The 26,230-nt window shown below is 57.0% G+C and carries 26 protein-coding genes; 7 read left to right on the top strand and 19 right to left on the bottom strand.

From position 1 onward, the window contains the following. Positions 1-6 precede the first annotated feature (6 nt). From FNT36_RS24890 to FNT36_RS24875, 4 genes are all read right to left on the bottom strand, one after another. On the bottom strand, positions 7-3,018 hold the full coding sequence (locus FNT36_RS24890; RefSeq protein WP_144853395.1) for a restriction endonuclease: 3,012 nt from the start codon (positions 3,016-3,018) through the stop codon (positions 7-9). 7 nt (positions 3,019-3,025) lie between these two features. Continuing rightward, a complete protein-coding gene (locus FNT36_RS24885) occupies positions 3,026-4,885 on the bottom strand; it encodes a site-specific DNA-methyltransferase (RefSeq protein WP_144853394.1) in 1,860 nt (619 codons plus the stop codon). An 83-nt stretch (positions 4,886-4,968) separates the two neighbouring features. After that, positions 4,969-5,895, bottom strand: a complete 927-nt coding sequence (locus FNT36_RS24880) for a PD-(D/E)XK nuclease family protein (RefSeq protein WP_144853392.1) — start codon at positions 5,893-5,895, stop codon at positions 4,969-4,971. After that, complete coding sequence (locus FNT36_RS24875; protein WP_144853390.1) at positions 5,892-8,510, bottom strand: ATP-dependent helicase; 2,619 nt, start codon at positions 8,508-8,510, stop codon at positions 5,892-5,894. The genes FNT36_RS24880 and FNT36_RS24875 overlap by 4 nt, the downstream gene beginning before the upstream one ends. A 230-nt stretch (positions 8,511-8,740) precedes the next feature. Between FNT36_RS24875 and FNT36_RS24870 the strand changes: the two genes are divergently transcribed. Together FNT36_RS24870 and FNT36_RS24865 are read left to right on the top strand one after the other, a co-directional pair. Beyond that, the gene (locus FNT36_RS24870) at positions 8,741-9,799 is read left to right on the top strand and encodes a competence protein CoiA family protein (protein WP_144853388.1); all 1,059 of its coding nucleotides are present in this window, start codon (positions 8,741-8,743) and stop codon (positions 9,797-9,799) included. A 74-nt stretch (positions 9,800-9,873) separates the two neighbouring features. Then, on the top strand, positions 9,874-10,662 hold the full coding sequence (locus FNT36_RS24865; protein ID WP_144853386.1) for an abortive infection family protein: 789 nt from the start codon (positions 9,874-9,876) through the stop codon (positions 10,660-10,662). An 82-nt stretch (positions 10,663-10,744) separates the two neighbouring features. On the opposite strand, the gene FNT36_RS24860 is transcribed toward FNT36_RS24865, so the two are convergent. Continuing rightward, complete coding sequence (locus FNT36_RS24860) at positions 10,745-11,773, bottom strand: hypothetical protein (RefSeq protein ID WP_144853384.1); 1,029 nt, start codon at positions 11,771-11,773, stop codon at positions 10,745-10,747. 279 nt (positions 11,774-12,052) lie between these two features. On the opposite strand from FNT36_RS24860, the gene FNT36_RS24855 reads away from it, so the two are divergent. Then, positions 12,053-12,718 (top strand): hypothetical protein, encoded by a 666-nt coding sequence (locus tag FNT36_RS24855; RefSeq protein ID WP_144853382.1) that lies wholly within the window; start codon positions 12,053-12,055, stop codon positions 12,716-12,718. Positions 12,719-12,901: 183 nt separating this feature from the next. Here the strand turns inward: FNT36_RS24855 and FNT36_RS24850 are convergent, their stop codons facing one another. Beyond that, positions 12,902-13,993, bottom strand: a complete 1,092-nt coding sequence (locus tag FNT36_RS24850) for an HNH endonuclease (protein ID WP_144853380.1) — start codon at positions 13,991-13,993, stop codon at positions 12,902-12,904. Positions 13,994-14,189: 196 nt separating this feature from the next. On the opposite strand from FNT36_RS24850, the gene FNT36_RS24845 reads away from it, so the two are divergent. Beyond that, positions 14,190-14,660: a LexA family protein gene (locus FNT36_RS24845; protein ID WP_144853378.1), complete on the top strand. Its 471-nt coding sequence runs from the start codon at positions 14,190-14,192 to the stop codon at positions 14,658-14,660. Positions 14,661-14,665: 5 nt separating this feature from the next. Then, positions 14,666-16,021 (top strand): Y-family DNA polymerase, encoded by a 1,356-nt coding sequence (locus FNT36_RS24840; RefSeq protein ID WP_144853376.1) that lies wholly within the window; start codon positions 14,666-14,668, stop codon positions 16,019-16,021. On the opposite strand, the gene FNT36_RS24835 is transcribed toward FNT36_RS24840, so the two are convergent. Together FNT36_RS24835 and FNT36_RS24830 are read right to left on the bottom strand one after the other, a co-directional pair. Beyond that, on the bottom strand, positions 16,014-16,238 hold the full coding sequence (locus tag FNT36_RS24835) for a hypothetical protein (RefSeq protein WP_144853374.1): 225 nt from the start codon (positions 16,236-16,238) through the stop codon (positions 16,014-16,016). The genes FNT36_RS24840 and FNT36_RS24835 overlap by 8 nt on opposite strands. A 29-nt stretch (positions 16,239-16,267) precedes the next feature. Continuing rightward, positions 16,268-16,816 carry a hypothetical protein gene (locus FNT36_RS24830; protein WP_144853372.1) on the bottom strand — a complete coding sequence of 183 codons (549 nt, stop codon included), beginning with the start codon at positions 16,814-16,816 and terminating at the stop codon, positions 16,268-16,270. A gap of 137 nt (positions 16,817-16,953) precedes the next feature. On the opposite strand from FNT36_RS24830, the gene FNT36_RS24825 reads away from it, so the two are divergent. Both FNT36_RS24825 and FNT36_RS25775 read left to right on the top strand, forming a co-directional pair. After that, positions 16,954-17,655: a hypothetical protein gene (locus tag FNT36_RS24825; RefSeq protein ID WP_144853371.1), complete on the top strand. Its 702-nt coding sequence runs from the start codon at positions 16,954-16,956 to the stop codon at positions 17,653-17,655. A 358-nt stretch (positions 17,656-18,013) separates the two neighbouring features. Beyond that, the gene (locus tag FNT36_RS25775; protein WP_233636217.1) at positions 18,014-18,190 is read left to right on the top strand and encodes a hypothetical protein; all 177 of its coding nucleotides are present in this window, start codon (positions 18,014-18,016) and stop codon (positions 18,188-18,190) included. Between the two features lie 83 nt (positions 18,191-18,273). Here FNT36_RS25775 and FNT36_RS24820 read toward each other — a convergent pair whose 3' ends face one another. The 11 genes from FNT36_RS24820 to FNT36_RS24770 form a co-directional block, all read right to left on the bottom strand. Then, on the bottom strand, positions 18,274-19,041 hold the full coding sequence (locus tag FNT36_RS24820; protein WP_144853369.1) for a helix-turn-helix domain-containing protein: 768 nt from the start codon (positions 19,039-19,041) through the stop codon (positions 18,274-18,276). Positions 19,042-19,224: 183 nt separating this feature from the next. After that, positions 19,225-20,376, bottom strand: coding sequence for a Fic family protein (locus FNT36_RS24815; protein WP_144853367.1), 1,152 nt, complete (start codon positions 20,374-20,376; stop codon positions 19,225-19,227). Between the two features lie 63 nt (positions 20,377-20,439). Then, positions 20,440-20,757, bottom strand: coding sequence for an antitoxin VbhA family protein (locus tag FNT36_RS24810; RefSeq protein WP_144853365.1), 318 nt, complete (start codon positions 20,755-20,757; stop codon positions 20,440-20,442). 226 nt (positions 20,758-20,983) lie between these two features. Then, on the bottom strand, positions 20,984-21,346 hold the full coding sequence (locus tag FNT36_RS24805) for a hypothetical protein (RefSeq protein ID WP_144853363.1): 363 nt from the start codon (positions 21,344-21,346) through the stop codon (positions 20,984-20,986). Next, a complete protein-coding gene (gene topA, locus FNT36_RS24800) occupies positions 21,316-23,640 on the bottom strand; it encodes a type I DNA topoisomerase (RefSeq protein ID WP_144853361.1) in 2,325 nt (774 codons plus the stop codon). Before topA ends, FNT36_RS24805 begins: the two co-directional genes overlap by 31 nt. 83 nt (positions 23,641-23,723) lie before the next feature. Beyond that, the gene (locus tag FNT36_RS24795; RefSeq protein WP_144853359.1) at positions 23,724-23,996 is read right to left on the bottom strand and encodes a hypothetical protein; all 273 of its coding nucleotides are present in this window, start codon (positions 23,994-23,996) and stop codon (positions 23,724-23,726) included. A gap of 157 nt (positions 23,997-24,153) precedes the next feature. Further along, positions 24,154-24,414, bottom strand: coding sequence for a hypothetical protein (locus tag FNT36_RS24790; protein ID WP_144853357.1), 261 nt, complete (start codon positions 24,412-24,414; stop codon positions 24,154-24,156). Between the two features lie 6 nt (positions 24,415-24,420). Beyond that, the gene (locus FNT36_RS24785; RefSeq protein WP_144853355.1) at positions 24,421-24,693 is read right to left on the bottom strand and encodes a hypothetical protein; all 273 of its coding nucleotides are present in this window, start codon (positions 24,691-24,693) and stop codon (positions 24,421-24,423) included. 84 nt (positions 24,694-24,777) lie between these two features. Next, complete coding sequence (locus FNT36_RS24780; RefSeq protein ID WP_144853353.1) at positions 24,778-25,275, bottom strand: hypothetical protein; 498 nt, start codon at positions 25,273-25,275, stop codon at positions 24,778-24,780. A gap of 47 nt (positions 25,276-25,322) precedes the next feature. Continuing rightward, positions 25,323-25,676 carry a hypothetical protein gene (locus FNT36_RS24775; protein WP_144853351.1) on the bottom strand — a complete coding sequence of 118 codons (354 nt, stop codon included), beginning with the start codon at positions 25,674-25,676 and terminating at the stop codon, positions 25,323-25,325. A 28-nt stretch (positions 25,677-25,704) separates the two neighbouring features. After that, complete coding sequence (locus tag FNT36_RS24770; RefSeq protein ID WP_144853349.1) at positions 25,705-26,043, bottom strand: hypothetical protein; 339 nt, start codon at positions 26,041-26,043, stop codon at positions 25,705-25,707. Positions 26,044-26,230 lie beyond the last annotated feature (187 nt).

Below are 26,230 nucleotides of genomic sequence, written 5' to 3'. Positions count from 1 at the left end.
ATTTGCTTACAGTACCTGCCCCTGCACTACCTCGCTGCCGGCCGGCTCTTGCCAGTTCACTATCTGGTCGGTTATTTGCCTGTAGTCGATACCTAGAGTGCGGTAATAGCGCTCGGCACAGGTGATTTTTAGCTTTTCGTGCTCAAAACGCAGCGCCTCCTTATCCATCGAGCCTTTGGTTTCGCGCACCAGTTCCAGCTTGGTTTGCTGGTCGATGTCTTCGTACACCACGCCCCAGTCGGGGTTGTAGTTGCGGATGATGCGGGGCAAATCGATGCAGTATCTCTTGGGGAATTTGAAGTAGAACAGCACTTTTCGCATGTCGCGCATCCGGTGCTCCACGAAGCGGGCTTCCACGCCCGAATCAATCTGCACCTGATTGTAGATGCTGTTGGTGCCCGCGTCGAGCAGGCGGTCTTGTACGAACTTCGGCTCAATTGGGAACAGCTCGTCCAAGCTCATAGGGTCGTCGCCCACAATCTCGAATACTAGATTCTCGGCTACCTGCTCGGCCAGCACGTTTTTGATGACGCTGATAAATTTCTCGGCGAAACCTTCCGGGTTTTTGAGGCAGGCCTGCTTTTTCTCCGGGGTCAGGCCCGCGAAAATAGTTTGCACGGTGCGGCGCGTGAGCCGGGTTTCTCGGCTGGCCCGGCCCACCACGTCGAAGACCGGGTATTCGGTGGATACCTCCACAGTCGTAGTTTCGGGGCGGGCCACCGCGCCCAGTTCTGACACGAAGCGTAGCGGGCGCACTTGCGTCACCTCGTAGCCGTTACTAAATTTCAGGCGGGCGTTGTAGGGGTCGGCAGTTAGCTCCTCGACCTTAAATTTTTCCAGATATTGTTTGAAGCCTGCCCCGGCACTCAGGTTTTGGCCCATCTCCACGTTGAACTCGGCCTGGCGAGCCAGGTTGCGCGTGTCCAACAGCTCTACTTTCAGCCGGGCCTCTTGGCCGCTCACCGTTAGCAGCGTTATCTGAATTTCGGTCTGCACGAATTGGCCTCGCTTCACGCTCAGCTTTGGCAGGGGGAAGGCTGTGCGTTGCAGCTGCTCTATGCTGCGCTTGATAACCTGTTGCGGGTCGAACTCGATGCGGTAGTCCACCTGCTTGCTTAGCCTGGCCCACATCTGCCGGAACTCGGCCCGTTGGAACACCGCGTCGTTGCGCTTCACCTTGCGCTGCTTGGCGTTGGATGGCTGCGGGGGCAGTTCGCTGTCGGTGTACTTACCTTCCTCGGTGTACTCGCGCTGCAAGCCCCGCACGTAGGACTCGTAGCTCTCGTTGGCCACGACCAGCAGTGCGTTCACGCCGGCCTCGCTTACACGCTGGCCTTCCTGGTTCACCGCCAGGCGCATTCCGCGCCCGATTTCCTGACGCTTTTTGCGCTCGGAGATAGTATGGTTAAGCGTACAAATCTGGAAGACGTTGGGGTTGTCCCAACCTTCTTTCAGGGCCGAGTGGGCGAAGATGAAGGCCACCTTCGCGCCTTTCTCGGTACTGCGCGTGGGCAGGGTCAGCAGGGTTTCCTTGCTGCGCATAATCAGCTCGAATGACTCGCGCTGGGCCTTGCGGGCATCCTTGTCGGCCCCCAGGTTGGCCTCCTCGGTTTCCACGTATACTGGCTGGGTGGCGTTGCCCTTGCGGTAGCTGGCAAAATACGCATCGCGCACCTCGGCGGCGCGGTAGTTTTTGAAGTAGGTGTGCTCCTTGGCTGCCTCCTCATATTCCTCGTCGAAGATGCGCTGGATAATGCCACCATCCACATAGTTGGCTACGCGGTCGATGAAAAATAGCGACAACACCTTGATGCCGTGGGGCAGCAGGGCCGCTTGCCGCCGCAGGTGCTCGCGCACGGTCTGGCGGATTTGCGCCCGGAACACGGCTGGCCGCGACGAGCCGAGCGTAGCGTGCAGCGGCACCAGTACTTCGTTTTTGAAGGAGATATATTCGTCGCCGGGCACGGCCGAGATGTTGTCCACCACGAAGTCTTCGTGCTCTTCCAGGCCGGTTTGCGCCCGCAGCTTCTGGCCCACGCGCAGGGTCACTTCCATCGGCTTGCGCTCGCCGTTCTGCTGGCGCACGGTCTGCACCACGGCTGTGGGGGTGGAGCCAGCTTTGGCTTTCACTTCCAGCAGGGCCACCGTACCCTCGTTGTAATTGTCATTTTCGGTAATGCCAGCTACCTCCACGCGCTTCACCAGCCCCTGGCGGAAGGCCTCGACGGGCGTGAGGCGATACACTAGGTTGGGAGTGGTTTTGTGGGTGGCCGAGTAGCGCAGGGCCAGCAGAGGCCGCAGGGTACGCAGGGCCTTGGCCGCGGCCGCGCCTTCCATATTCTGCGGCTCATCCAGCACCAGGATGGGGCGCGTCTGGGCCACGTACTCGTAGGGCAGCAGCGGGCTGCCGGGCAGCTTGTCGGTGGGCTTGTAGAGGTTGTTGGCCTTGCGGTTGAACGCATCGAGCGTAATAAGCAAGATTTCGCAGGCCGTGGAGGTGGCGAAGCGCTTCACTTGCTGCACGTTGTTGCCATCGTAGTCAATCAGGTGGACAATTGGCTTGTCGTAGAGCGCGGCGAAGTGGTCTTTGGTCTGCTTAAAGGTCGTTTTCACGCCCTGATAAATAGCCACACTGGGTACTACAAGCACGAACTTACCGAAGCCGTACTGCTGGTGCAGCTCGTAGATAGTGCGCAGGTACACGTAGGTTTTGCCCGTGCCCGTTTCCATCTCCACGCTGAACGAGGGGTAGCGCACCGCGTCGAGGCTCAGCAGCGTTTCGCCCTCGTCCACTTCCAAGTTGCGGTTGGGGCGCAAGCCGTTGTCGTCCTGCACGGCCTGGAGGTTTTCCAACAGATTCGGCTCCCACAGCTCCTCGGTTTCGGGCAGATTGGGCACTACCTCGTACTCGTTGATGCTGAAATCTGAACCGAACTTGTCGAGGCCCTCAAACAGACGCACCACGCTTTCTACCGCCCGTAGCTGGAACGGCTGCTCTGCGTTGAATTGTAGCTTCATCACGCCCTTATACTGTTTTGAGGGTCAGCTTGTCATCCAAGCGCACTTTTTGTAAATCGGTCAGGGCGTCGTCGAGGCATACAAGTACGTCTTCGCGGCCGAGGGCCAGCGCCTCCACCGTGTCGTCCTGCATTTGCGCGTCCAGGCACACGTACAGCGTGTTGGCGTTGAAGTCGGATGTGATGGCCACAACCTCGTTTTCCATGAGCTGCACCTGCGGCTCCTGCCGGCTGTGAAGGGGAAAGCCTTCCAGCAGCATGATTTCCGTGGTCAGGTCAGCCTTCGTCCAGCCTTCCACTAGGGGCTTGTCGGTGGCTTGCTGAAAACCGATTGTAAGCTGGCCCACGTCGGAGCCGACATAGGACTTCGTCACATTGAAATTTGATTTGGCAAGTTCGTAAGCTGCGAATCCTAGGCCAGAATCATCGCCGCCTTTGGCAACCAAAGCATTACTTACTTTCCGCAATCGGTCTTTAGTTATCTGAGATACTGTACGATATCCGAGTTTATAAGCTGTGTGATTTGAATCTATAGACTCAGGCAATTGCACACACACGTAGCTTAAGTTCAACTCTTGTTCAGCGTTTAACTCCATTACTGCCTGTGCGGTAGTTCCAGAGCCAGCAAAAAAGTCTAAAATGATTTCATCACCAGTTGCACCAATACTAATTAATTGCTTTAGCAACTTAACTGGCTTGGCAAAGTCAAAAACCTTATTTCCTTCAAAGATTTCCTTTACTGTTTTAGAACCATCCGCAGTAGTACCTGTATCAGACAGGTAAGTGCGATATGGCTTAGTTCTCGGGTCAGTAGTGCGAATTTTCTCATACGCTATGTAAGTACCGTCATCGCGTCTTACAAACTCCGCGTTGCCTTTACTTACAAACTCATCCATTTTTTTCTTACCGAATCGCCAGCAACCCTCGCTACCGTCGTTTCTAATTGGAAACACTTGCTCACTATTTGGACCTGGCACTGAGAACCACATGGTTGGCCGGTCTTCACGACGAGAATTGGCACCCCACTTATTTAATTCTCGCCCTCTACGATATTGGCCAATAGCATCCGTTTTATCTAACTCCTCAGCTACTATCTGTACACGCGATAGAGCACTCTTTACGGTGCTGTTACCGAAGCATAAGACGTATTCATGGTCGCTAACAATTCCTCCTGAATCACTTCCCCCACCCTTCTTGGACTGCCAAACGAACTCTCCAATGAAGTTTTCTTCTCCAAAAACCTCATTCATTACGGCTTTTAGGTTGCTTACTTCATCACTGCCGATACTCACGAAAATTACTCCTGTTTCCTTCATTAAATCTTTTGCTATCCTCAATCGAGGCAGCATAAAATTCAACCAGTTGGAGTGAAAGCGACCAGCTGCTTTTGGATTTGCCACTAACAGCGTTTTACCATCCTTCTGCCCGGTTTTAGCCAAGTAATCTTCTACCGAATCCTCAAAACTGTCTTTATACACAAAGTCATTACCAGTGTTGTAGGGCGGGTCGATATAAATCATCTTCACCTGGTCACTATAGGCTTCGCGCAGTAGTTTCAATACTTCCAGGTTATCGCCCTCAATGAACACGTTCTGGGTGGCCTCCTCATTCACGCCCTCGCCGGGGCAAGGCTTGAGTGTGCTGCCAACTGGCTTTTGCAGGGCCAGCTGTCGCGCCCGCGTCTTGCCTGGCCAGTTCAGGCCAAAGTGCTCGCGCTGCTGCTCCTCGTCTTCCAGCTCGTCGGGCAGGAGAGTTTGCAGCGCCTCCACGTTCAGTTTGCCGTCCTGAAAAATCTCCGGGCACAGCGCCAGCAGCTTTTCCTTCAATATGTTCTGCTCACCCTTGCCCGGTACAATCCGTTCACTCACGGTACTACTTAATTAAAAAGTAAATTTAAAAACACTAGCGGCCAGTCAGCCAGCCGCTTATTACTTCTGATACAACTGCCTACTTAAATCAGGTCGTCAATATCGCGGGGTGGGCCAGCATCCAGGTTGGTGCTGAGCCAGTCCGACTGCTCCAGCTCAGTGCCATAGTCGCCGTAAAAGTCGAACTCATCGGCCACATTGGCCCGCTCGCCCTCGGCATAGGCCCGGTAGGCATTGCACGAAAAGCGTGAATCGCAGTTGCCGCAGATGCGGCTGGCGTAGAGGGCCCGCTCTCCTGGTAGCCGCTCGCGCAGGCGGCTCACCGGCGGCGGCGCAAACTGCCCCACCTCGATGGCTTCGATGGCCGCCGTGAACCGGGCAATAGTTTCCTCTAGGGTCTGCTGGCTGAACGGTATCGTCAGCCGCGGCTCCCACTTGGTCAACTCGCGCTCCAGCTTCGCGTCGTCGCCCAGGGCCACGGCCTCGCGCACCGCCTTCGGAAAAGCCGTGGCGATGATGCAGGTTTCTTCCAGCTCCTGCCCTCGCAGCGTCTGCCAGATGTGGGCGTACACGTTGAGTTGCTGCTGGTACAGCTCCAGGTTGGAACGTACCGCATCAATGTCGTGGGTCTTGATGTCGTACATCACCGTGCGGTCGTTGTCGCGGATGATGTCCACCACGCCCTCAATGGTAAAGACGGTGCCCGTGCTCGTGCGCTGGTTGGGCAGCGACAGGCGCACCTCGGTCTGGGTGATGGTAGTGGCCACCTCCGGCAGCTTGCGCCAGTACATGAGCACTTGCTTCAGGGCGGCCTCCTTCGCGTCGGGCGCGATGTGCCGTCCCGATTCCAGCGCCAGCGTCTCGTAGTTGGCCTCGAAGCGCTCGATAATGTACTGCTCTAGTTCGTTGGCCTCCTTGTCCGCGTCGAGTTGCCGTTGCAGCTCGGCCAACTCCTGCTGCTTCTTGGCAGCCTCAGCCTTTATCTGGGCGGTGTTCTGTTTCAGTATCATGGCTGGGGCGTGGCTTTTTCGCGCTTCTCAATCAGACGATGGTGCAGGTCTTCAATGGTATAGTGCACCAGCGAGCCGAAAAACTGCGTCTGCGAGCGCGACGGCACCAGCCCGTAGCGCCGGAACACCATGTACTGGCGCGGGCACCGCTCGTAGAGCAGGTAGTCGGCCGTGTAGGAGTAGGCCTTGGGCGGCTTCTCCTCGCCGTGCCGCATGGCCGCCAGGCTGGCCACGTCGAAGCTGGCCGTGGTAGGTAGCTGGTCGAGCAGGGGCTTGAACTCCCGGTTTACGTGGTTGCCCTGCGACTGGTAGCGCCCCAGCAGCAGCAGGTTCTTGGCCCGCGACAGGGCCACGTAAAACATCCGAGCAATGTCGAAGCCCGCCATGCGGTCGAGCGGCTCGCCCTCGGCCTCCGGGGCCAGCGCCCGCACCGTGCGCTCCAGCGGCCCCGCGCCCCGGTTGTCCTTGCGCAAGTTGGGCAGCACCACTACCGGAAACTCCAGTCCCTTCGACTGGTGGATGGTCAGAAACGGGATGCGGCCCTTGGGAAACGGGTCTTCCGCGTTCTCAAATTCCGACTCGCCCCGCCGATAAATCGTGTAGAGAAAGCTCATGAAGAACAGCCGCTGAAACTGGTTGTCGTGCAGAAAGCCCGCCGTGAGCAGCGGCGAGTACATTTCCATGAAGCGCGACAGGTACTGCGATACCAGGCCCAGGTTGCAGATAGGTCCCTCGTCCCGGCCACTCTCCGCCAGGTCGTACATCCGCTTGAAGGTCGGAAAGCCGCTCAGCCGGTAAAACAAGTCCAGGATAGTCCAGTCGAGCGTTGTGACGCGGTTAAGAATGTCGGCTAGCTTCAGCGGGGGCTTGTCGCTACCTTCGCGCAGCCGGCGGCGCACTTGGTGGGTTAGCGCCACGCTGTTCACAGCCCGGCGGGTACGCTCGGAGGCGGCCCGCGTGCCCACCAAGGCCGGCTTCATCGCTCGCTCGTCGTACTGCGCCTCCAAGTCCCAACCCTGCGCCTGGCAGGTAGCTACCAGCGCCTGGTAGTCGCTCACGGCCAGTTCCACCTCCTGCCGCTTGGCCTTCAGGTAGCGCTTCAATTCCGGTTCCTGCCCGAAGCGCTGCCGCACTTGGGCCATTGCCTCGTTCAGCCAGTCGAAGTAGCCAGTATAGTCGGCCGAAGTAAATGGCCCCTGCTCCGGCCGGCCAAAGACGTGCAGAAAAGCCCCAAACAGCAGGGTCGGTTCCTCCACATCCAAGAAACGCCCCGCCCGTGGCGCGTACACGCGCAGTCCCTGGGCCTCAAGCGCCAACTGCATCCGCTCCACCTGCGAGTTGCCGCGCAGCGCCGGAAACAGAAAGGCTATCTGATTGGGGTCTTCAACCTTGCCCGAATCCAGCAGTTCCCGCACTACCCGCGCCAGCTCCTCCGATACCACGTCCGGGGCCGCCGCCGCCGTGCAGACGACCGACACGTCCTGGTCGCGGCTGTGGGCTGTGATGTTTTTGTCGTGTACTCGGTACTGCTCGCCCGGGTGGTCGTCCTTGCGCCAGTTATGCTGCCCGATGTAGTCGGTGTAAAATTGCACCACGCGGTTACGCGAGCGGTAATTAGTGTTGAGCGGAATCTTCTCCGGCTCGCGCCCCAGGTAGCGTAGGCACCGGGCCGGAAACTCCACGAAGTTCTCCACCGTGGCCCCGCGAAAGCGGTACAGCGCCTGGTCGTCGTCGCCCACCACGCAAAGATTCTGCTGCCCCGCCAACGCAAACACTAACCGCTCCTGAATCAGGTTCGTGTCTTGGTACTCGTCCACGATAACGTGCCGGAAGTAGCGCTGCACCTGCGGGTTGGCTTGCAGCACGTCGTAGGCCTTCTGCTGCAACAGTGAGAAGTCGCACTGGTCGAACCCGCCCGGCGTAGCCAGCAGCTCGCGGTAGCGGGCATACATCCGCAGCAGCATCCGTGTGTCGTCGTCGGGCGCGTGTCCCAGCACCGCCGCCGGCACCAGCATCTCCTCGCTCATGCGCCCGAAAAAGCTTAGTACGTTCTGGATGGCCTCGTGGCGTGAGCGCCCCGCCCGGTTGCCAGCGAAAAAGGTATTGATGGCCACGTGTTGGTCCATTGGCTCTAGGTCGGCCAGCCCGGCCGCCTCAATCAGCTGTTGCCAGTTGCGCCGCCGGGCCACGAAGAAGTATGTCTGCAACTCGTCTAGCACACGCAGCGGCTGCCCATTGCGGTAGTTGGGGTTGAGCTTACGGTCCTGCAGCAGCCGCTGGCACAGCGAGTGCAGGGTGCCCACGTACATATTGGCTAGGTCGTAGGCTTGTCCCGTGTGGTTGGTTACCTGGCCTAAGTAGTTTTTTAACCCTTCCCGCAGCTGGTGGGCCGCCTTATCGGTAAACGTGCTAAGCAGGATATGCTCCGGCTGCACACCCTCGAACACAATCAAGTTAACCGTCCGCCACAGCAGCACTCGCGTCTTACCCGACCCTGGCCCCGCCGTCAGGTACAGCGGCCCATCAATATGCCGAATAGCTCGCTCTTGCTCGGCATTGGGCTTAAATCCAGCTTCTTCCCACAGGCTTTCCAGGGTGATGGACGGTTGAGACATGATAGCGTGTATCTATTTTCTTAGTTTCTGGTAGTTGTAATTACTTCCGCCCACGGCAATCTCCTCTGCTTGCCCTACGCTGCCGGCTGCTGGCAACTGAACTTTGGCAGCCACTGCGACGGCAATTGCCTCACTTGTCTGGCACGGTTTCAGTAGGGATGCCAGGCAATTATTATCCACGGGTTAATCGCAGCAAATTACGCACGATTTTACCAGCACCGTGCCGCCCAATGGCCGCCACCCTCAAACTGCCCTACGGCCTGCGCGACGGGCAACTGCTCCACATCGCCGACGTGGCCAACGGCCTGGCCTGCGCTTGCGTGTGCCCCGGTTGCGGTGCACGCCTTGTGGCCCGCAACCAGGGCAAGGTGAAAGTTGCCCATTTTGCTCACCACCAAGCCCCGGAGTGCGCCACAGGCCTGCAAACTGCTCTGCACCTAGCCGCAAAGGACGTTTTCACACAGCACAGCACCTTCTGGCTGCCGGGGGCCGCCGGATTTACGGGCTTCCGCGCCGACAACTTTCAGGCTGACGACTACTTCGCCAGCTTCAGCTTCCGCGCCCAACCATACCAGGCCGAGGTGGAGCACGCCCTCTACGAAGACGGCTTAGACTACAAGGTAGAGTTTGCGCCTCGCCCAGTCACTATCCGCCGGGCGTGGCTGGAGCACCGCACCGCCGACCTCATCCCCGACATCGTGCTGGAAACCGAAGCCGGGCTGCTGCTGGTAGAAGTGGCCGTGACGCATTTCGTGGACCAGGCCAAGCTCACCAAGCTACGGCAGTGGGGCATATCGTGCGTGGAAATCGACCTGAGTAAGTGCAGCCGCGACCTAGCCGGACCGGAGTTGGCTGACGTACTGCTGCACCAGACTACGCATAAGCGCTGGGTGTATAACGGCCGCCTCGCGGCGCGCTTGGCCACGCTCCACACTCAGTATCTGGAACGCGCCCGTCCCCTCTTCCTGGCCTGCCACACTCAAGCTATGCGTGAGCAGAAGCGTCAGCGCTGGGAGCAGGACAAGAAGGAGTCGCTCCAAGCGTTTTACGCCACCCGCTGCAAGCCCATCACCCTACGGCCCGACCCTCGGCCGCCCCACCGGCCGGAGCGTCACGTGCTGCCGTGCCCCGACCCGCGCCGGGCCTTCGCGGTCGAATCCTACGCCAACGTGGACACCGATTGTATGAGGTGCAGCCACTTCCGGGGCTACGGCGGGGGTAGCCAGCACCAGATAGTGTGCTTATACGAGTACAACAAGTGGGAAAAATTCAACAAGCCTCCACCCTAATCGCGTAGCATCATCCGCCGACCACCAACGCATTATTCCGTATTCTTGAGTTTCGAAACTATAGGCGCTTACCAATGTCCTCTCTTACTATCACCGAAAAATCTAAAATTGAAAAGCTACTTCGGATGAGCGGCGGTTATGTATTAGAATTTTCCAATAACTCGCTGCAAAACTTCGTAGCCGACAGCATTAAGTTGGATATTCTTGACGAAAAGTATAACCAAGGTTCTGGGTCCAAAGCCAACCGATTGCGAGCGTTGTGGAGCAACGAGTCAGATGAGTTAGTTGGCAAACTGCTTAACGACCTGCTTGATAAGATTCCCGAAGATTGGGAACGCCGCAGGGACATAACGGGCGAAGAAATTTCAGAGGATATACGCCAAGCGTACGAAGATTCTAAGCAAGCCTGTGAGCGGTTAATAGGTAAGACATCAGTTGAGCACCTAGATGGCCTACAGGCCATTGATTACGATGAAAATTTCCAACTGCTAAGCCACCAAATAAAAGCTAGTATCGACAGTGGCGAGCCAGCCGCAGGATTGGATAGGCTTCACACATTCCTGATTAAGTATTTCCGTCACCTGTGTACCAAGCATGGCCTTACTACAACGAGAGAGGAGCCGCTAAATGCTGTATTCGGCAAATACGTGAAAGCGCTTGTTGCTTCAGGAATCCTAAAATCCGAAATGTCACATAATATCCTGAAGTATTCTATTAACATCCTTTCCTCCTTCAACGCTGTGCGGAATGACCAAAGCTTAGCACACGATAATACAGTACTCAATCGTGATGAAAGTCTATTGATTTTTAGAAATATCTCGGCATTAGTAAAATTTATTGAGCACATAGAAGCAGAGAATTGAAGCTCATTCTCTTGCCTACTTTCAATTGATGCCACTAAGCTTTCTTCACACGGCACAATAAAGGCTTGTTGCCAGTTGAGACCTATTGCATGGCCAACTCCGCAAAGTGATGAAACATCTGCTCATCCTGACGGTATCGGTCGTTGATGGCCAGCGAGCTCTTGCTATTGAATAAGGCGTAATTGGCGGCGTTGTAGGCCAGCCACATATTAGCATCAGTTTGCAGCAGCGTTTCCTCATGGGCCAGCCGTTCTAGGGCTATCGCGGCCAGCTTCTTAGGCAGCTTAGTATCGGTGAAAAGCTTTTCGCGGTCGCCCTCCACGGGCTTATGGGCCAACTCTTTGTAGATGGAACTGGTTAGCGAGTGGCTGCGCTTCATAAACTGCTGAAAAGCCTGCTGCAAGTGCATTCTGAACACGTCCAGGTTCAGACCCTTGTGATGAAACTTGCGCTCAATCAGTATTTCGTGCTCGTGAGTAATCCGTTGGTCGGCTCGCTCTACTGGCTCGGCCTCGCGCTCCTGCTGAATTTTGCGGTGCTTGGTGGGCTTGCCGGCGGCCAGCCAGTTCAGGTATTCGTCAAGAGTATAGTAGTCGTCGGCCCAGCCCATTAGGCCGTTGGTGCATATCTCGCGAAAGTAGCTAACCCGCATTTCCGTGCGGCGGCCGGTTACCTCCTTCTCCCACTCGGCCGAGCCTTGCAGCGAGAACGGGGTTTTGCCGCTGTAGGAGTTGTTGACGATGAGCGAGCGAAACAGCCGGTCACGCACCTGCGAAATGCCGGTAGTAGCTATCTCGCTTACCTCGTCGGGCATCACGATGGACAGGCTGAACTCGCCCCGGTCGGTGAAGCTGGCGCTCAGCTTGTGGCCCGGTAGTTCTCGGTCAGCTACCTCACGCACCAGCGCATTAGGTATCAGGGTGTACTCGCCGCTCTGCATGGCGAAGATGGTTTTCCGGCCTGGGGTCATTTCCCCCACTACGGCCCAGTTACGGTCACTGGGCAATAAATAAGGCTCATTCAGTAAGTCAACCAACGGCACTACTTCAACCGGGAAGCAGATGGTATCCCACTTGCTGGCTTGCTCCAATTTCGTGCTTTTCGTGCTCATGGCTTGCTGATTTTAGGTGGTGATTACCATCTCTAAGATACGATATAAGTTTTACAATTGCAATTTTTACAATTGCAAAATTAATAATGTTTAACCTTGTCATTTGCTAGCAAAATCTCTTTTTGGCCTGTTGATAGCAGATACTCGAAAGGCTAACAACGTTGAGGGGCCACCCAACAATCTTTACTTTAGAGTTCTCCTTCCCAACGGGCGGCTTTACACGCTAATCCCTCTTGTGGGACTGCCCTTGTATAATCTCCAAAAAGCTCAACCTGTACCGTGCCCAAGCGAAGTTTTCAAATACCCGACGCTGTATACCTTGAAAAGCTACTGACCAAGGTTGGTAGTGAATTCGAGCCGGAAAGCGTGCCCGTGCATCCAGAGGATTATGCTAGACCGCTGAACTGCTACCCCAATGTTGATGAAAAGGTCAGGCGAGATGGTGGAAGGCCCCATTATGGCTGGTCGATTCATAAGACCAACCTTCTCTACGAGGCCGAAAGGCACGCCGTATGGGAAAACGAAGACGGTGAGTTGGTTGATGTAACACCTTATGAATCCGGTGTAAACGAAATCCAATTTGTTTCCGACGACAACTGGGTCTACACCGGGAAAGCAGTTGACAATATCCGGGTAAATAGAACCCAAAACCCTTTAGTTGATGACTTTATTCTGTTGGCAGAAGCAGTATCTCAGGCCTTTGCTTATGGTAGTCGGCTTGACGGGAACGAGCATACCATTCCGCAGCCGGCATTAGTAGTTGCGGAAAGCTACCAAAAGCTAAAGGATGACTTGCTCGAATACATTAGGTTGGGAGGCCAGCCGTACTCTGTCTGCTATTGCGGCCTACGTAGAACTTATAGAAACTGTCATGGCAGCCAGTTGCAAGAGGGTATTAAGATGGTCATGGATAAGCTGCACAGCTTGTTAGGCAGCCCAATCTAATTGCCCTACAACTGCTTGTACAAGGGGCAGAAGCATTGTCATCTTCCGAAGCTCTAGCTGTGTAGTAGTTACCCAACTAGGCAAAACCACAGCTTAACACACTGATTTATGTTTGTTCAGCGACCTAACAAGGGTACCCAGCTCGTTCATCCAACTGCTAGTGCCTCCGGCTTCTATAGCCGTTTATTCCGGCAGGTTGAGCGATGAACCCAAGGGTGCCAGATAAATCGCTTTTACCACAGTTGGGTCAAATGGCTCGGATAATACCTGGCCCGTTACCCGGTCAATCCCCTGCGTATTAGCCATCGCATTCGGAATCATTCGGATAGTAATGGTTTCTTCCTCCTTAATAGGCAAACTGGATGACAAGTCCTTTACCGCATCGCTAAAGTAGGTTTCGCTCTCGTCGGTCAACGCAGTAAAGAGAATAGGCGGACTCAGCAAAGTGGTTACCTCATCTTCGTAAATGCCCAATACAATATCATCATGATGTAGCGGTACCGGCAGCAGGTACACGTTGTTCTGGTAACGGAGGTAAAATTGATGGGTCACCCTTCTCTCAGCCGCATCGATTTTCTCAAACATGAAGCAGTGAGGAAATGTAGCTGACAATGTGTGGGGCAACGTGTAGTGAACAACGGTGAAAAAGCGGCTTAAACGCTCATCATATTGGTCATCTTCCAAAAGCCGAAGCGCCCACGCATAGTTTGGCATTTGCACTTCGGGCATGACGGATAGTGCCATTTTCAAAAAGGCTTTGTACACTCTCGACGGGACGTAAGGGTTTTTCAAGGTCGAAATCTCGGCCCGTCCTTCTGCATCCATAATCTGAAAAGCGCTGTTGTTTACGTCGCTACGCTCGATTTTAATCCCATCCTTGATACCGTGAAAGTCCGTGCTCCGGGCAGTAATCACATTATCCGGGGATTTGAAAGTGGGTACACTCTCCTTACCCTTCACCCCCATTACTGTTCGGCTAATGCCGAGAAAATTAGCTAAGTCATTCTCATAGAGCGAGAATTTCCAATTGCACTCGTCGCATTCTGAATCAGAGAGCAAAAATCTGTTGCCCAATAAGTTTGGAATCATATGGGCTACTTTCTTGAATTTTGTCTGGGTATTATCCCGGCCACAAAATCGGCAAACCCTCTCTCCTCTGGGCTTTAATCCATCTTTTCGATGTGGCGAGTCACTAACGAAGTTCGCTACTTTGTATAGGCTGAGAAACCGGTCCAGAAGCTCGTCGCAATCAGGAAAAGTAAAGATGGTAGTCATATTGCCTTTTAGCTTATTAACCAGAATGTTGGTTGCTAATAATTGCTTCTTGTACCGTTGGCAGGTCAGATAGTTTCGAAGGTTGCCTGAAAGTAATCGAAGTCAAAGCACACTACGCATACTAATTTTTTTAGTTAATCACATACTAATTACGTTGGCTCTCGTTTACTTTGCACACCATTTATCTAGCTAGACTATGAATGATGTCGAAGTAATCCGGGTACCTGAGCCTGGTCCTGACCCTTTTCCCTTACCGCTTTTCAGCTACTTAATACCAGCTGGGTTCCCATCTCCTGCCTCTGACCATTTGGAGGGGTTGTTTGATTTGAACCGGCTGCTGTTTCGTCATCCCGACGCTACCTATATGCTTCGGGTGGGCGGCGAAAGTATGAGCGGAGCCGAAATTCATACCGGCGATTTGCTGGCCGTGGACAAGCATTTGGAGGCCGACCACGGACACATCGTGGTAGCAGTCGTGCATGGCGAATGCACCGTCAAGCGTCTGGTGCGTCAGGGGCAAACGTGGTGGCTGATGCCCGCCAATCCGGCATTTAAGCCCTATGAGATTACCGACCCCGACGAGCTGCGAATCTGGGGAGTAGTTACCCACGTCGTGCATGAGTTGATTCCGGGCAAGCTCCAAGCTCTTATTCAAAGCCTTGATTAATAGTTATGTTTGGCCTTTTAGATTGCAACAATTTCTACGTCAGCTGCGAGCGGGTTTTCCAGCCGCGCTACGAGGGCCGGCCAGTTGTCGTGCTCTCAAATAACGACGGCAATCTAATAAGTCGCTCAGCCGAAGCCAAGGCGCTCGGGCTGAAAATGGGCGACCCGTATTTCCAAGTCAAAGATGTGCTGCACCGGCATGATGTGGCCGTTTTTTCGAGCAATTATGTCCTTTATGGGGATATGTCACGCCGCGTCATGTACCACCTGGGGCAGGTAGCCCCAGCCGTGGAAATCTACTCTATCGACGAGGCCTTTCTCGACCTGGCTGGCATGGAAACCTACCTCGGTCGCCTGGATGCATACGCTCAGAAAGTGCGCGCCGGAGTCAAATCACGCACGGGCATTCCCACCTGCGTAGGGGTGGCCCCGACCAAGACGCTGGCCAAGCTGGCCAATCGCATCGCGAAGAAAAATGCGGACCTGGATGGGGTGCTTTACCTCGACTCGGCCGAACGGCGGGCCTGGGCGCTGCGGCAAGTGCCGGTGGGCGACGTGTGGGGCGTGGGCCGGCAGTATGCGGCCAAACTAAATGCGGCTGGCATTGATTCAGCGGCCGACCTGGCCCGTGTTTCGGATGCCTGGGCGCGGAAGCACCTCGGAGGCGTGGTGGGGGCGCGGCTGGTGCAGGAGCTGCAAGGCCGGCCCTGCGCGGGCCTGCACGCTTCCGAGGATGGGACGCTCAGCCGCCAAAGCATCAGCTGCTCCCGCTCGTTCGGCCGGCCGCTATCGGCCTTTGCTGATATGCTGGCAGCCGTGGCCGCGTTCCTATCGCGGGCGGCGGAGAAGCTGCGCGCTCAGGGCGATATGGCGCACGTCCTGACGGTGTACGTCAGCAAAAACCGCTTTGCGACTAATGTGCTGCCGCCTTTTTCGCGCTCGGCCACGCTCACGCTGCCGGCCGGGCCTACGGCCGATACAACGGTGCTGCTGGGCTATGCCCGCGTGCTACTCAACCGGATTTGGGAACCGGGGGTGGCTTATCACAAGGCCGGCGTGGTGCTCGACGGATTAGAGCCCCCCGGCACGGGTCAGCAGCTCGACTTGTTTGCCCCGGCGACGGCACCGCTGGTACTGCCCGAGAAGCCGACGCTGGTTACCAGGCGGCCGGGCCTGATGGCCAGCCTCGATGCGCTGAATGAGCGCTTCGGCCGGGGCACAGTGCGGGTAGCTACGGCAGTTGCGGCACCTAGCCGGCCAGCTACGGCCGGTAGTGCCAACCGTCCACCCTGGGAAGGCAAGGCCCAATGGCGCTCGCCCGCGTTCACGACACGGCTGGAAGATTTGATGATTGTCAATTAGGGAGCTTCGGCGATTTCTGTCCTTGGTTAGGTCCCAGAATACTATCCATCATCTGCTTATACACGCCGGGCGGGTACATGGCTTCGCATTCCTCATCGGTTGCAATCAGGTCGATTGCTGGAAGATTCAGATTAATCAGGTCGCGGTCCAGCTCTTTGGCCGTGATATTGTGGCGAGGGTCAAACGGCTCGCTAGGGGTCGTAGTGGTAGTATCCATTGTGCTCAGATATTATGCTTAGCAGTTTCCTAAAAGTCCCATTCAACCAGAAGAAAGTTGGCAGGCTGCAAGCCTACTTGTAAACCAGCTTCCAGCCACCGGGGCTGCGTTGGCCGGAGCCGGTCTTTTTTATGGCGCTTCAGTTCGGCAAATAAAACAGCATCGCCCTGCCAGCCGACAACATCCCAGCACCCGGCGTAGGTGTTGCCGTTGGCTTGGGCAATCTTAGGCAACAGGGCCAGCATTGCCGGGTCCTGAATAGGCTCGTGCTGCTGCCCGGCTAAACCAGCATCTGCCCACTGGGTAAAGTGATTGGGGGTCATCGCGCCGGCTCCGTAGGTTTCCACCCAGCGGGCCTGCCAGCCGGAAAGTCGCATCAGCTCATAGAGGCACAGCTCCGCAAAAACGGGCCGGCCCCCAAAATCAATGAGTGGCTTATTGCCGAAAGTGTTGTTGAGTGGGGTTCCTTCCCAGCGCCGCAACTGCAACTCAACTTTGGAAATTGCTAGAACCTGGCCGTTGCTGGTAAGAGCTTCAGTTGTGTTCGGCCGCAACAGGCTAGGGTATGTGAAGCTCATAGGAGGAGGAATGCGTAGGGCAAATAAACGCGTGCATCTTTGAAGTACGATGGTCACTGGTTTAATCGCTCAGTTCTTACTTTGCCTGTGAGCCTGCCCCTATCATCGGGCAGTATCTCCCCTCATTCCCACCCACTATGCACACGGAGGAAATTACCGACCTTCTTTCTGACCTGGCGGCCGGCGCGATAACCTGGCAGCAGGCTTTAACTCAGGTTACCGCGCTTCCCACGGCCTGGCAAACGCCCGAATGGAAGCGCCGCCGTGATGCCTTGATTGGGTCAAGCTGTGCGGTTTGCGAAACAACGGATGGCCCCTTTGTCCTTCAACACTTGCTGCCGACTCCCACTTTTAAAGAAGTCTGTCAGGCCGTTAAAGCCGAACTCCGGGCAGATTTGCTGGTCCTGCTTGACGACCAGGTGAGCGAGCATGCCGTGGCTGAGCACGTTGGACCGGGGGATGAGCGGCCTGCCTGCCCCACCTGCGGGTCGGTATCGATTCGGGAGCGGCAGTCGCTCACCCCGCGCTATCTGTGCTCGCGGGGTGAGCGCGGCTATCATAGCCCGGCTGGCTTTGATGCCCCAGTGCCCGTGCGCTACTATGCCAAACAGAAAACTACAAACCGGGAGGTAGCACTGGCTACTGCCCGCGAATTTTTACTGAGTGTGGCAGTCGTAGCGGAATTGCGACGGCGTGATGATAGGATTCAACACGAAGCCACCTTGCGTAGCCTGAAATATTCGCTGGCTTACCGCTCACTGCAACACACGGCTACCTATTGCAAGAAGTGTGCTTTCAAAGCAGACTTGCCACTAATCAAACGCAAACAATACGCCTAGCCGGCAGTAATTCATGCTTAATTATCTGTTGGCCATCCTTTTCGTTTTCCCCCCTCCGCCTCGACTAACTGCGGTCTATATCTGTCAAGGCTCGGCCTCCTACGCCTACCATGCCACGGCGAAATGTGAGGGCCTGGCCTGGTGCAGCACCTCGGCCAAAGCCCTGTCGAAAGCGGCAGCGCTCAAGCTGGGTCGTCGGCCCTGCGGGCGTTGCTACACCCGGTAAAAAGCTGATACCCTCTATTATTCAGGCGGTTCAAAATAATGTTGTAAAAAATACAATTTTATACAACTAGGGCCAGACCTTTCGCGTTGCTAAGGGGCAAGTGACAGAATAATAATTATTTATATTATTACCATGAAAACCTTCCTCCTGTTTGGTGCGCTTATCTGGTTTCTCTATTCCTCATGGGCTCCTGCCTGGGGACCTACACTCGCAATCTGGCTACTGATTATCGGCGCGTTTATGGTGCTGGGGCCTTCCGTCGCGAAACTCAATCGTTCTGAGCGCCGCAATCACTACGATAGCTACTAAGGCAGGCTACAGGGCTACAGCTATTGGGCAAGCAGATACGGGTAGCCAGCAGCAAAGTCAGTTCGGCCGCTTCTTATGTAGCGTCAAATGGAAGTAATAATCTCTGAAATCGGGTCGTACCCTTCTACATTATAGGCCAGAATATCGCCCGAGACAGCCCCTAAATGCACAATCATCCGCTGCAATACCTCCTCCTCGTCCAGCTCTTCGGGAAAATCCCGCTCTGCCATCTGCACTCCCCGACTGGAGCCGTCGGGCATAGTCAAATCAAATAGGTAGACGGTGAAATAGTCGTACTCGTCCAGCGAGTCGGCCAACTCAGGTTTTTTGCCTTGCTGCGCAGCTTTGTAGAGTTTCCACTTCGCCTGCCAGTACGGGTCCTGGACCAACTTTTCCTCGAAGAGGATACTCATTCCAAAGTTCTGCATCATGTGGCCAAACACCTGCTGGGGACCAAACGCATAGAAGCGTCCCCCAAGTGGCGTGTTTTCGTAGGCCTCCTGGCTGGCCAGCCCCTTCTCCGTGAGAAGCATGAGTTGGGGAAGGGTCAACTCATCGTAGGGCACCGCGCTCAGCCGCTCAAAGGAGAGTACGTTCTCAGTCTGGTACAGCATCAGGGAGAATTTGTCTTCCAGCTTTTTTACGTAGGGCTGGCCGTCTTCCTGCATGAGGTCGTGCACCGCTACCTGTAACAGGCCGGCGATACGAACGAGAGTGGCTACCGGCATTTCCGTAATACCCGATTCCAGCTTACTGTAGGTGGAGCGAGCCATGCACAACTGCTCAGCCATGTGCTCCTGCGTAATATTCTGCTGCTTCCGCAACTGCCTGATGGTGGTGTGAAGACTCATAATGGGGATTTTGAGCAAAGCACGCAGTCCCGTCGCACACCACCGAAAGTGTGCGATTATTTCACCCTTCTATGAGTCTGCTTGTGGGTAAGCGCTATTCAGTTGCCCTACCCTTGCCCAAAAGCCACCGAAGCTGGTGTTCGCTTTTTACAATTGCAAAACCAGCTGCTATACCACGCTAGCCTACATTTTTGGCCCTCGACGCTTCGGCTCGGGGGCTTTTTGTTGCTCTTCAGCGGCCGACGTTTTTCTTCCCTCGGGCTCCACTGCCGGTGCTGACGGTAGCACGGTGAGCTGCTGGCCCTGGCCAGCATAGAGCAGTGAAGCCTGGTCAATGGCGCGGCTGAATCGGTCCAGCTGCGCCTGGCCGTTCCCCACCTTGGCGGGGGCCTGCGCAGCATCCTCGACCTGCCGACGCAGCGCGGGTGCCATTTGCTCCAGTCCTTCCGGCTTGGGCGTGATATGCCGCTGCACGTTCATAAAAAGCGCGTTGTGCATGGGGTCGCCCTCCTTGGTCTGGCGCAAGTCATTCAGCCGGATGCTTACCGCCTGGCTGCTGGCCTTCAACTCGCGTAGCGCCTCGATGCGGGCCACGGCGAGCGTTGGCTCAACCAGGGGCCGCGCCTGGCGCGGGTCACGGGCTAGCTCGGCCTCTTTGCCGGCGCGGGGCTTCACGAGGCGGGCTAGCAGGCCTTCCAACCGGCCGATGTTGTTGCGCGGATTACTGGATTCAGCAATCAAAGCAGTATCGCGGGCGGGATTGAACTCGCGGAACTCCGGGGTGAGGTCCAGCTTATAGCCGGCCTGCTTGCCCAACTCAAAAAACAGTGCCTGCACGGTGCGGCCATTGCCCTCCCGGAAGGCGTGAATGTGGTTGAAGTGGTCCAGGTAGTAGGCGGCCCGCTTTACAAACTGGTCCTTATCCAGGCCCTTCAGGTTGTTCTCCTGACTCAGCTGGGCCGACACGGCCGCCAGGTCGGGGCTGATTTGCCGGTAGTGGGCGTAGCTCATAAAGTAGCCCTCGCGGTCACCCTTCTTCTGGCCCTGAAAGTTGCGGTCGGCGCGGGTTTCGCCGGCCCAGGGGTACACGTCCTGAAACAGGTAGCTGTGCAGCTGGCGCGCATACTGCTCGTTGAACACGGCCGGGATGGGTGGGGCCGGCACGGCGGGAGCCGGCGCGTTGCTTTTGGGAAAACGCAGCTCGGTAAGCCGGGCAATCGACAGGTCGTGCTCACGGCGGTCGAGGTGGGATTGGCTGGTGGCCCCTACGAAGTTGTACAGCAGCCCATCGGCGGGGTTAGTAAAGTCTAACGGTGGCTGCTCAGGGCTATTCATAGGCAAGAAAAAAGCCCGGCCGGGGCCGGGCTGGATAATTCATCATAAACTGGAATGGGGCAGCTAGCCAATCCAGGGCTGCTCCATATCAATCTGCTCGTACTGCTGCGGAACGGCTTCCACGGGCACCGGATAGTAGCGGTCGGGCTGGCCAGCCTGATAGCGGGGGTCAGCGGTGGGCTGCTGCGGATAGAGGCGGGTAAGCTCGGCCCGGATAAAAGCTAAGTCGATTTCGCCAGCGATGTAGCGCTGATAGAGCGCGGCCAACTCGGGCGAGGCACTGCCTCCCTGACTCATGCTCACGCCCACGGCCCACTTCACGGCTTCGCGCCGTTGCTGGGGAGTGCGCTCATCTTCGGAAAACTGGGGAGTATAGCTCATGAGGAAAAGTGTCTTGGAAATGGAGCCACGTTAGTGGGTCGGAGGAACCGGGCGCTGACTTTACGCGAAGCTAACAGATGAAATTCCCGCAACTGAGTAGGTTAAGGTACCACTTCTTTAACCCCCGATTGGCCTGGAGGGTTCGGTAATCTCGCGGTCCGGCAGCAACTCTTCTAGGGTAAAGTGTAATAGAACAAAAGGGAGAAAAATGACAACTACCGTGGCCTCATTCGCAGGTCTTGAAGTAGGCAATCTGGCTTTGAAAAGTGGTCAGTATGCCCGCATCCGGCAGTAGAAAGCTACCGCCTGGGCTATCTGGGGGGAAGCGCAGTACCTCGGCCGGCACATCAAAGCTGCGAAGGAGTCGCTGCACCAAGCGGGGCTCCTGCCGCTTCAAGGTGCCGTTTTTCAGGCCGACCACATTGGTATAGGTGAGTTGCTGCGCCTCGCAAAAGGGCTTCAAATCACCCCGGCCAAACATTCCCAAGCGACGCTGCACGTAGTACAGCGCGTCGGCGTAAGGAACGGTCAGACTAAAATCGGGAAAGCCCAGGGGAGCTACTTCTTGCCGGCGTTCTTCTTTTTCCATGCTTTATAACTCTTAATCATTTCGGCGGCCTGCTCGACGGTCGTGGCCTTCGCCTCGTCCTCGGTCACACCTGGCCTAAACTTAGCTTTTACATCCCCGTCGGACACGTAAAGGCCCCACTCGTTGCGGCCAACAGTGTACTTACCTACGGTGGCCAGCACGTTTTTAGCTACCTCAGCCTGGGCCTGGGTAATGATGCCGACCGCCTGCGCCGACGTAATCTCAGCGGCGGCTGTGTTAGCCGGCACATTGAAATACTGCTCGTTCCATTTGAGGTAAACCCCCTTCGGTCCTTGGCCAACTACCACCGGCTTGCCCTGGTGCTGGCCCACCTCGCGAGGCGCGGTCTGCCGGCGCTGGGTGATGATGGCCTGGGCCTGCGCCTCACTCAGGGTGGCGGGGCTTATGCCTTCGGGAATGGTATAGTATTTCTCGGCGTGCGCGATGTACGGGCCGTTTTTGCCAGTGCCAATTAGCATCTCAGCTCCCTCAAACTGCCCTACGAAGCGCTTTTGCAGCTCTGCCCGGTCAGGAGTCAGGTCGTTGGCCTTGGCTACCCAGTCGAGTAGGTTCTTGTCGAACATCGGCACGAACTGCTGATAGGTTTGCGTCCCGGCGGCTATTTTATCAAAGATGGCTTCGCAGCCCGCCGTGAATTTATAGTCCATGATTTTGGGAAAGTTCTGCTCCAGAAATTCCGTGACCTGGGTGCCGGTGGCCGTGGGCAGCAGCTTGTCCTTGTCCGCGCCCAGCGTCTCCGATTTGGAACTGGTCGTTACCTGACCGTCCTGCCACGTCAGCACCTGGCTGGTCAGCTTCTTGCCGGCCACGCTGCCGGTGTCGATGTACTGGCGGGCAAAAATGGTCTTTAGAATCGACGCGTAGGTACTGGGCCGGCCAATGCCCCGCTTTTCCAAATCGGCGACAATGGTGGCCTCGTTGTAGCGCTTGGCGGGCCGGGCGTAGCTCTGGCGGGTCTCCAGCTTGAGGAGCTTCAGCGCCTCGCCCACCTGCACCGGGTGTTGCAGCGTGGTTTCGGCTTCGTCACTCTCGCTGGCCTCCTCCTCGGCATCCTGGTACACGGCCAGATAGCCAAGGCTCGTCTGCACGCGGGTGGAGCTGGTGTAGGTATCGCCAGCATCGGCACCGGGCACTAGGGTTATCGTGGTCTGGTCGTACTGCGCGGCCACCATCTGCGAAGCCAGGGCGCGGGTATAAATCAGCCGGTAGAGTGCCTGCTCGTCGGGCGTATCGCCGGCCGTGGCATTCTCCCAGTGAGTTGGTCGGATGGCTTCGTGGGCCTCCTGGGCTCCGTCCTTATTTTTGGTCTGGCGAGCCTGGAACTGGCCGGCCCCAAACTGCGCGGTAATCTGCGCATGCGCCTGCTGGGTGGCTTCTTCGCCCAGATTCACGCTGTCGGTGCGGATATAGGTAATGTGGCCTTCCTCGAACAGCTTCTGCGCCAGGTCCGAGGTCTTTTGTACCTTGAATTTCAGCTTTTTCACGCCTTCCTGTTGCAGCGTAGAAGTGCTGAAAGCGGGCTGTGGCTGGCGTTCCACCGGCTTCTTCTCGACGCTGGCTACGCCAAAGCGGCTGCCGCCTACCTGCTGCAAGTAAGCCTGGCCCTCGGCCAGCGTGGCAAAGGGCTCGGCGGTGCGGCGGGCGCTCAGAGACTCGCCGTGGCTGGTTTGCACGGTGGCCACCACCGGCACGGTGAAACGGTCGCTAAACTGCTGAATCTCGCGCTCGCGCTCCACAATCAGGCGCACGGCCACCGACTGCACCCGGCCGGCGCTCAGGCCCTGCGCGATTTTGCGGCTCAAGACCGGGCTCACGGTGAAACCCACCAGTCTGTCAACGGCGCGGCGGCCCTCCTGGGCGCTGACTAGCGGCATATCAATCAGGCGCGGGGCGGCCAGCGCGGCCTTAATGGCTTTCTCAGTAATTTCCTGAAAGGTTACCCGTTTGGTCGTGCGCGGGTCGAGGCCCAGCACCTGGCACAGGTGCCACGAGATAGCCTCCCCCTCGCGGTCGGGGTCGGTGGCCAAGTACACGTTGCCCGGCCCAGCGGCCTTGGCCTTGCTGCGCAGGTTGGCTACTACGTCTTTTTTGTCGGCGCTGATGCCGTAAATCAGCGCGTGGCCGTGCTCCCGGTCCACGCCGATACTGCCGGTTTCCTTATTCACCACCAGGTCGCGGATATGGCCCACCGAAGCGGCTACTTCGTAATCCGGCCCGGCATAGCCCTTGATTTTCTTAATCTTATTCGGACTCTCAACGATGATTAGCTTCACAATCAGGGGGCTTGGTACGCTTGGGATAACTCACACTGCCTGGCAGCCTCGCCCGATAAGGGGCCAGTTGGTAGCTACCCCGGCTAGTGATTAAATAGTGACGCGGCCAAAGCGCGGAATGTCCACTCGGGGTGTAGCCAGTGCAAAACGCAAACGGTGGCTACGGCCAGCACTGCTAAGACCAGGGCGAATCGCTGGCTGAGCTTGCTGCGCTCGTCCAGCTGGCGCAGGGCCGGGCCTAGCAGCTCGTCACCGCGCCGGCCGGCCGCCTGAAGCGCCAGGCCCATTGCATCGAGGGGAATGGGTGGTAACGCCGGCAGCGCCAGAGGCTGGCGGCGGCGTGCGGGAAATTTCACGGGTGGGCTTGGGTGGGAAAACAGGTAGCCGGCGTAGCCGGGAATACCCAAGCCAGTGGTCAGTAGCAGCCAGCAAATGTGCCCAACGGGTCAGCTGGCCGCCTCCCTTTCTTCAGCCTTACGCAGTAGCACGTCGCTTCGCCGGATAGTAGCTTTCTTAAGGTCGGCGCACCAGCCATCCCTGACGCTTGAAGCGCTCACGCAATTCATCGGCACTCACGTCCTCGCCCGTGAATTGCAGCCATTCGGCCACGGTTTCCAGGTCGGGAGCTTCCGCCAGAAAAGTGTTCGGCGTGGGGAGCGCCTCGGCGGCGGCCACGCGCTGGGCTTCGTCCGGGTAGTACAGCAATAGCTCGGCCATCTGGTAGAGCATGGACCGGATGCCGGTTGGGGCTGCATACTCGGGGAGGCTATCCATCGGGTGCTAGTGCTGGCGGACCGGCCGGCCCAGCACGGGCGCAGGTGGCTCAATCGGATTATTGATTTGGTTTTCCGCCAGACCGGTGACCACCGTAAGGTCCACGCCGGCTAAGCCGGCTACTTTCAGCAGCTCGCCCACGGTGAATGTGGAAGGGTCCTGCATCCGGGTAACGAGGGTACGCGGGTTAATATCGAGGGCTTTGGCCGTTTTACCGCGCTCACCCAGCGAGTGAATTAGCTCGGCCAGCGTATCAAAAGGAAGCTTTTTAGTGGACATTTCGCAGAAAGTTTGGGGGCCGGTGCGGCGTAAAAATCTTTGTATTTTTAGCAACATTACGGCCCGCTGGCTGCGCGGTTCCAACTACTCGAAAAATGTGGGTGCCCGATACCGGACAATTTCCTGCCCGTCGGGCTCGGTGATGCGGTCGAGGTAAACCAGCACGTTGCCGTCGCGGGCCTCGCGCTCGTCAGCCCGCTGCCAGACGGGGTACAGTTCGGCGTAGGGAAAGAAATTCATCTGGTCGAAGCCACTGCCGAAAAAGCCCTGAGCCATTTCTTCTACCTGCTCACGCTGCTCATGGGAAACGTCATTGTAGACCCAGCGTACGAACTCCACGCAGTCGGCCGGCAGGTCGAAGTAAGCCAGCGTCTGCGGCGCGGTGTGACTGCCCATGTACAACAGCAGTTCCCACAGGGGATAATGGCTTTTCTCCCGCTGCCAGTAGTCCACGATGTCCCGGCGTCCCCGCGCTACAGGCTGCCCGCCAAAAGTCATGGTGCCGGGGTCGGATTCGAGGGCTTTGCGAAAGCCATAGTCAGTCACCCAGTCTTTTTTAGGGAGGCTCTGGAAGTTGTACATGGGGCAAGGATTTGACAGGGGCAATGTTACCGCCCAAAAACCACTTTTTATAAGTGATACTCGGGCTCGGCATTCTCCAAAACCGGGGCTGGGGCGTCCCAATCGCGGTAACGGGTGGTGTAGCGGTCGGCAATGATGGCCAGCCGTTTGGTTTGGTCGTCACGCTTCAGCCAGACGTGGCTGCTGCCGCAGTGAATGGTGTACCCCTCCCCCATCAGCTCGCGGGCCGGGGTGGCGAAGTCCCGCAGGTCGGCCATATCGGGGGCCGCCTGAATAAGCTGCTTTAGCTGCCTCAGGCGCTGCGCTTCGGCTTCATCGGCCGGTGGCCGCTCTACGGCCAGATAAGCCAGCTGGGAAGCGAAAACGGGGGTATTTAGGGCATTCTGCCGGGTCGGTATCATATCGAAGGGAACAAAAGGGAAAAAACTACTAGCCTCGGGCCGGGGTGCCGGCCAGCGTTTTTGAAAGGTGCAGCACCTGGGCGCAGCGAAAGGCTTCCCCAAACAGCCCGCGCCCGTAGTCGGCGGCCAGCTGGCCCACGTCGGTAAACCGGTAGTCGAGGTCGGTAGGTCCGAGCGGCAGCAAAAACCGGTCGGCCTCCTGCGCATTGAAGCCGCCGAGGTTGCGCCCGTCGCTCAGCAGCAGGCTCACGCCGGGGCGGGCACCTGGCCCGTCAACGAAGGAATACGTCTCGTAAATGATGCCTATGGCCTGTTCCCGCGCATAAAACACGGCCTCGCCAACGGCTAAATCATGGGGCTTTCCCATCGGGTACGTGGTGGTTTTTAAAGAAGTAACGAATACTGGCCGCCTTGCTCCTCGCGGGTGCGGCGCAGGCCTTCCTGGGCAATCCGGCGCGTAGCCTGCACCAGCTTAAACAGGTCTTCGTAGGCCGTGGGGGTAGCAATATCCAGTCCCAGCCGCTCGGCTACCTCGCCGGTCATGCCTTCGGAGT

The organism is Hymenobacter setariae (assembly GCF_007713685.1).
Lineage (GTDB): Bacteria > Bacteroidota > Bacteroidia > Cytophagales > Hymenobacteraceae > Hymenobacter > Hymenobacter setariae.
The sequence above is the reverse complement of the archived record's forward strand: the minus strand, read 5'-3'. Positions and strand labels throughout refer to the sequence as shown.

Bases quoted from the DNA above. Each gene is read 5' to 3' on its own strand.
- FNT36_RS24840 (WP_144853376.1), top strand. From the start codon at position 14,666: ATGTTTGGCCTTTTAGATTGCAACAATTTCTACGTCAGCTGCGAGCGG.
- FNT36_RS24785 (WP_144853355.1), bottom strand. From the start codon at position 24,693: ATGTCCACTAAAAAGCTTCCTTTTGATACGCTGGCCGAGCTAATTCAC.
- FNT36_RS25775 (WP_233636217.1), top strand. From the start codon at position 18,014: ATGAAAACCTTCCTCCTGTTTGGTGCGCTTATCTGGTTTCTCTATTCC.
- FNT36_RS24815 (WP_144853367.1), bottom strand. From the start codon at position 20,376: ATGAATAGCCCTGAGCAGCCACCGTTAGACTTTACTAACCCCGCCGAT.
- FNT36_RS24850 (WP_144853380.1), bottom strand. From the start codon at position 13,993: ATGACTACCATCTTTACTTTTCCTGATTGCGACGAGCTTCTGGACCGG.
- FNT36_RS24870 (WP_144853388.1), top strand. From the start codon at position 8,741: ATGGCCGCCACCCTCAAACTGCCCTACGGCCTGCGCGACGGGCAACTG.
- FNT36_RS24880 (WP_144853392.1), bottom strand. From the start codon at position 5,895: ATGATACTGAAACAGAACACCGCCCAGATAAAGGCTGAGGCTGCCAAG.
- FNT36_RS24860 (WP_144853384.1), bottom strand. From the start codon at position 11,773: ATGAGCACGAAAAGCACGAAATTGGAGCAAGCCAGCAAGTGGGATACC.
- FNT36_RS24875 (WP_144853390.1), bottom strand. From the start codon at position 8,510: ATGTCTCAACCGTCCATCACCCTGGAAAGCCTGTGGGAAGAAGCTGGA.
- FNT36_RS24825 (WP_144853371.1), top strand. From the start codon at position 16,954: ATGCACACGGAGGAAATTACCGACCTTCTTTCTGACCTGGCGGCCGGC.
- FNT36_RS24810 (WP_144853365.1), bottom strand. From the start codon at position 20,757: ATGAGCTATACTCCCCAGTTTTCCGAAGATGAGCGCACTCCCCAGCAA.
- FNT36_RS24845 (WP_144853378.1), top strand. From the start codon at position 14,190: ATGAATGATGTCGAAGTAATCCGGGTACCTGAGCCTGGTCCTGACCCT.
- FNT36_RS24835 (WP_144853374.1), bottom strand. From the start codon at position 16,238: ATGGATACTACCACTACGACCCCTAGCGAGCCGTTTGACCCTCGCCAC.
- FNT36_RS24865 (WP_144853386.1), top strand. From the start codon at position 9,874: ATGTCCTCTCTTACTATCACCGAAAAATCTAAAATTGAAAAGCTACTT.
- FNT36_RS24775 (WP_144853351.1), bottom strand. From the start codon at position 25,676: ATGATACCGACCCGGCAGAATGCCCTAAATACCCCCGTTTTCGCTTCC.
- FNT36_RS24790 (WP_144853357.1), bottom strand. From the start codon at position 24,414: ATGGATAGCCTCCCCGAGTATGCAGCCCCAACCGGCATCCGGTCCATG.
- FNT36_RS24830 (WP_144853372.1), bottom strand. From the start codon at position 16,816: ATGAGCTTCACATACCCTAGCCTGTTGCGGCCGAACACAACTGAAGCT.
- FNT36_RS24770 (WP_144853349.1), bottom strand. From the start codon at position 26,043: ATGGGAAAGCCCCATGATTTAGCCGTTGGCGAGGCCGTGTTTTATGCG.
- FNT36_RS24890 (WP_144853395.1), bottom strand. From the start codon at position 3,018: ATGAAGCTACAATTCAACGCAGAGCAGCCGTTCCAGCTACGGGCGGTA.
- FNT36_RS24820 (WP_144853369.1), bottom strand. From the start codon at position 19,041: ATGAGTCTTCACACCACCATCAGGCAGTTGCGGAAGCAGCAGAATATT.
- FNT36_RS24805 (WP_144853363.1), bottom strand. From the start codon at position 21,346: ATGGAAAAAGAAGAACGCCGGCAAGAAGTAGCTCCCCTGGGCTTTCCC.
- FNT36_RS24780 (WP_144853353.1), bottom strand. From the start codon at position 25,275: ATGTACAACTTCCAGAGCCTCCCTAAAAAAGACTGGGTGACTGACTAT.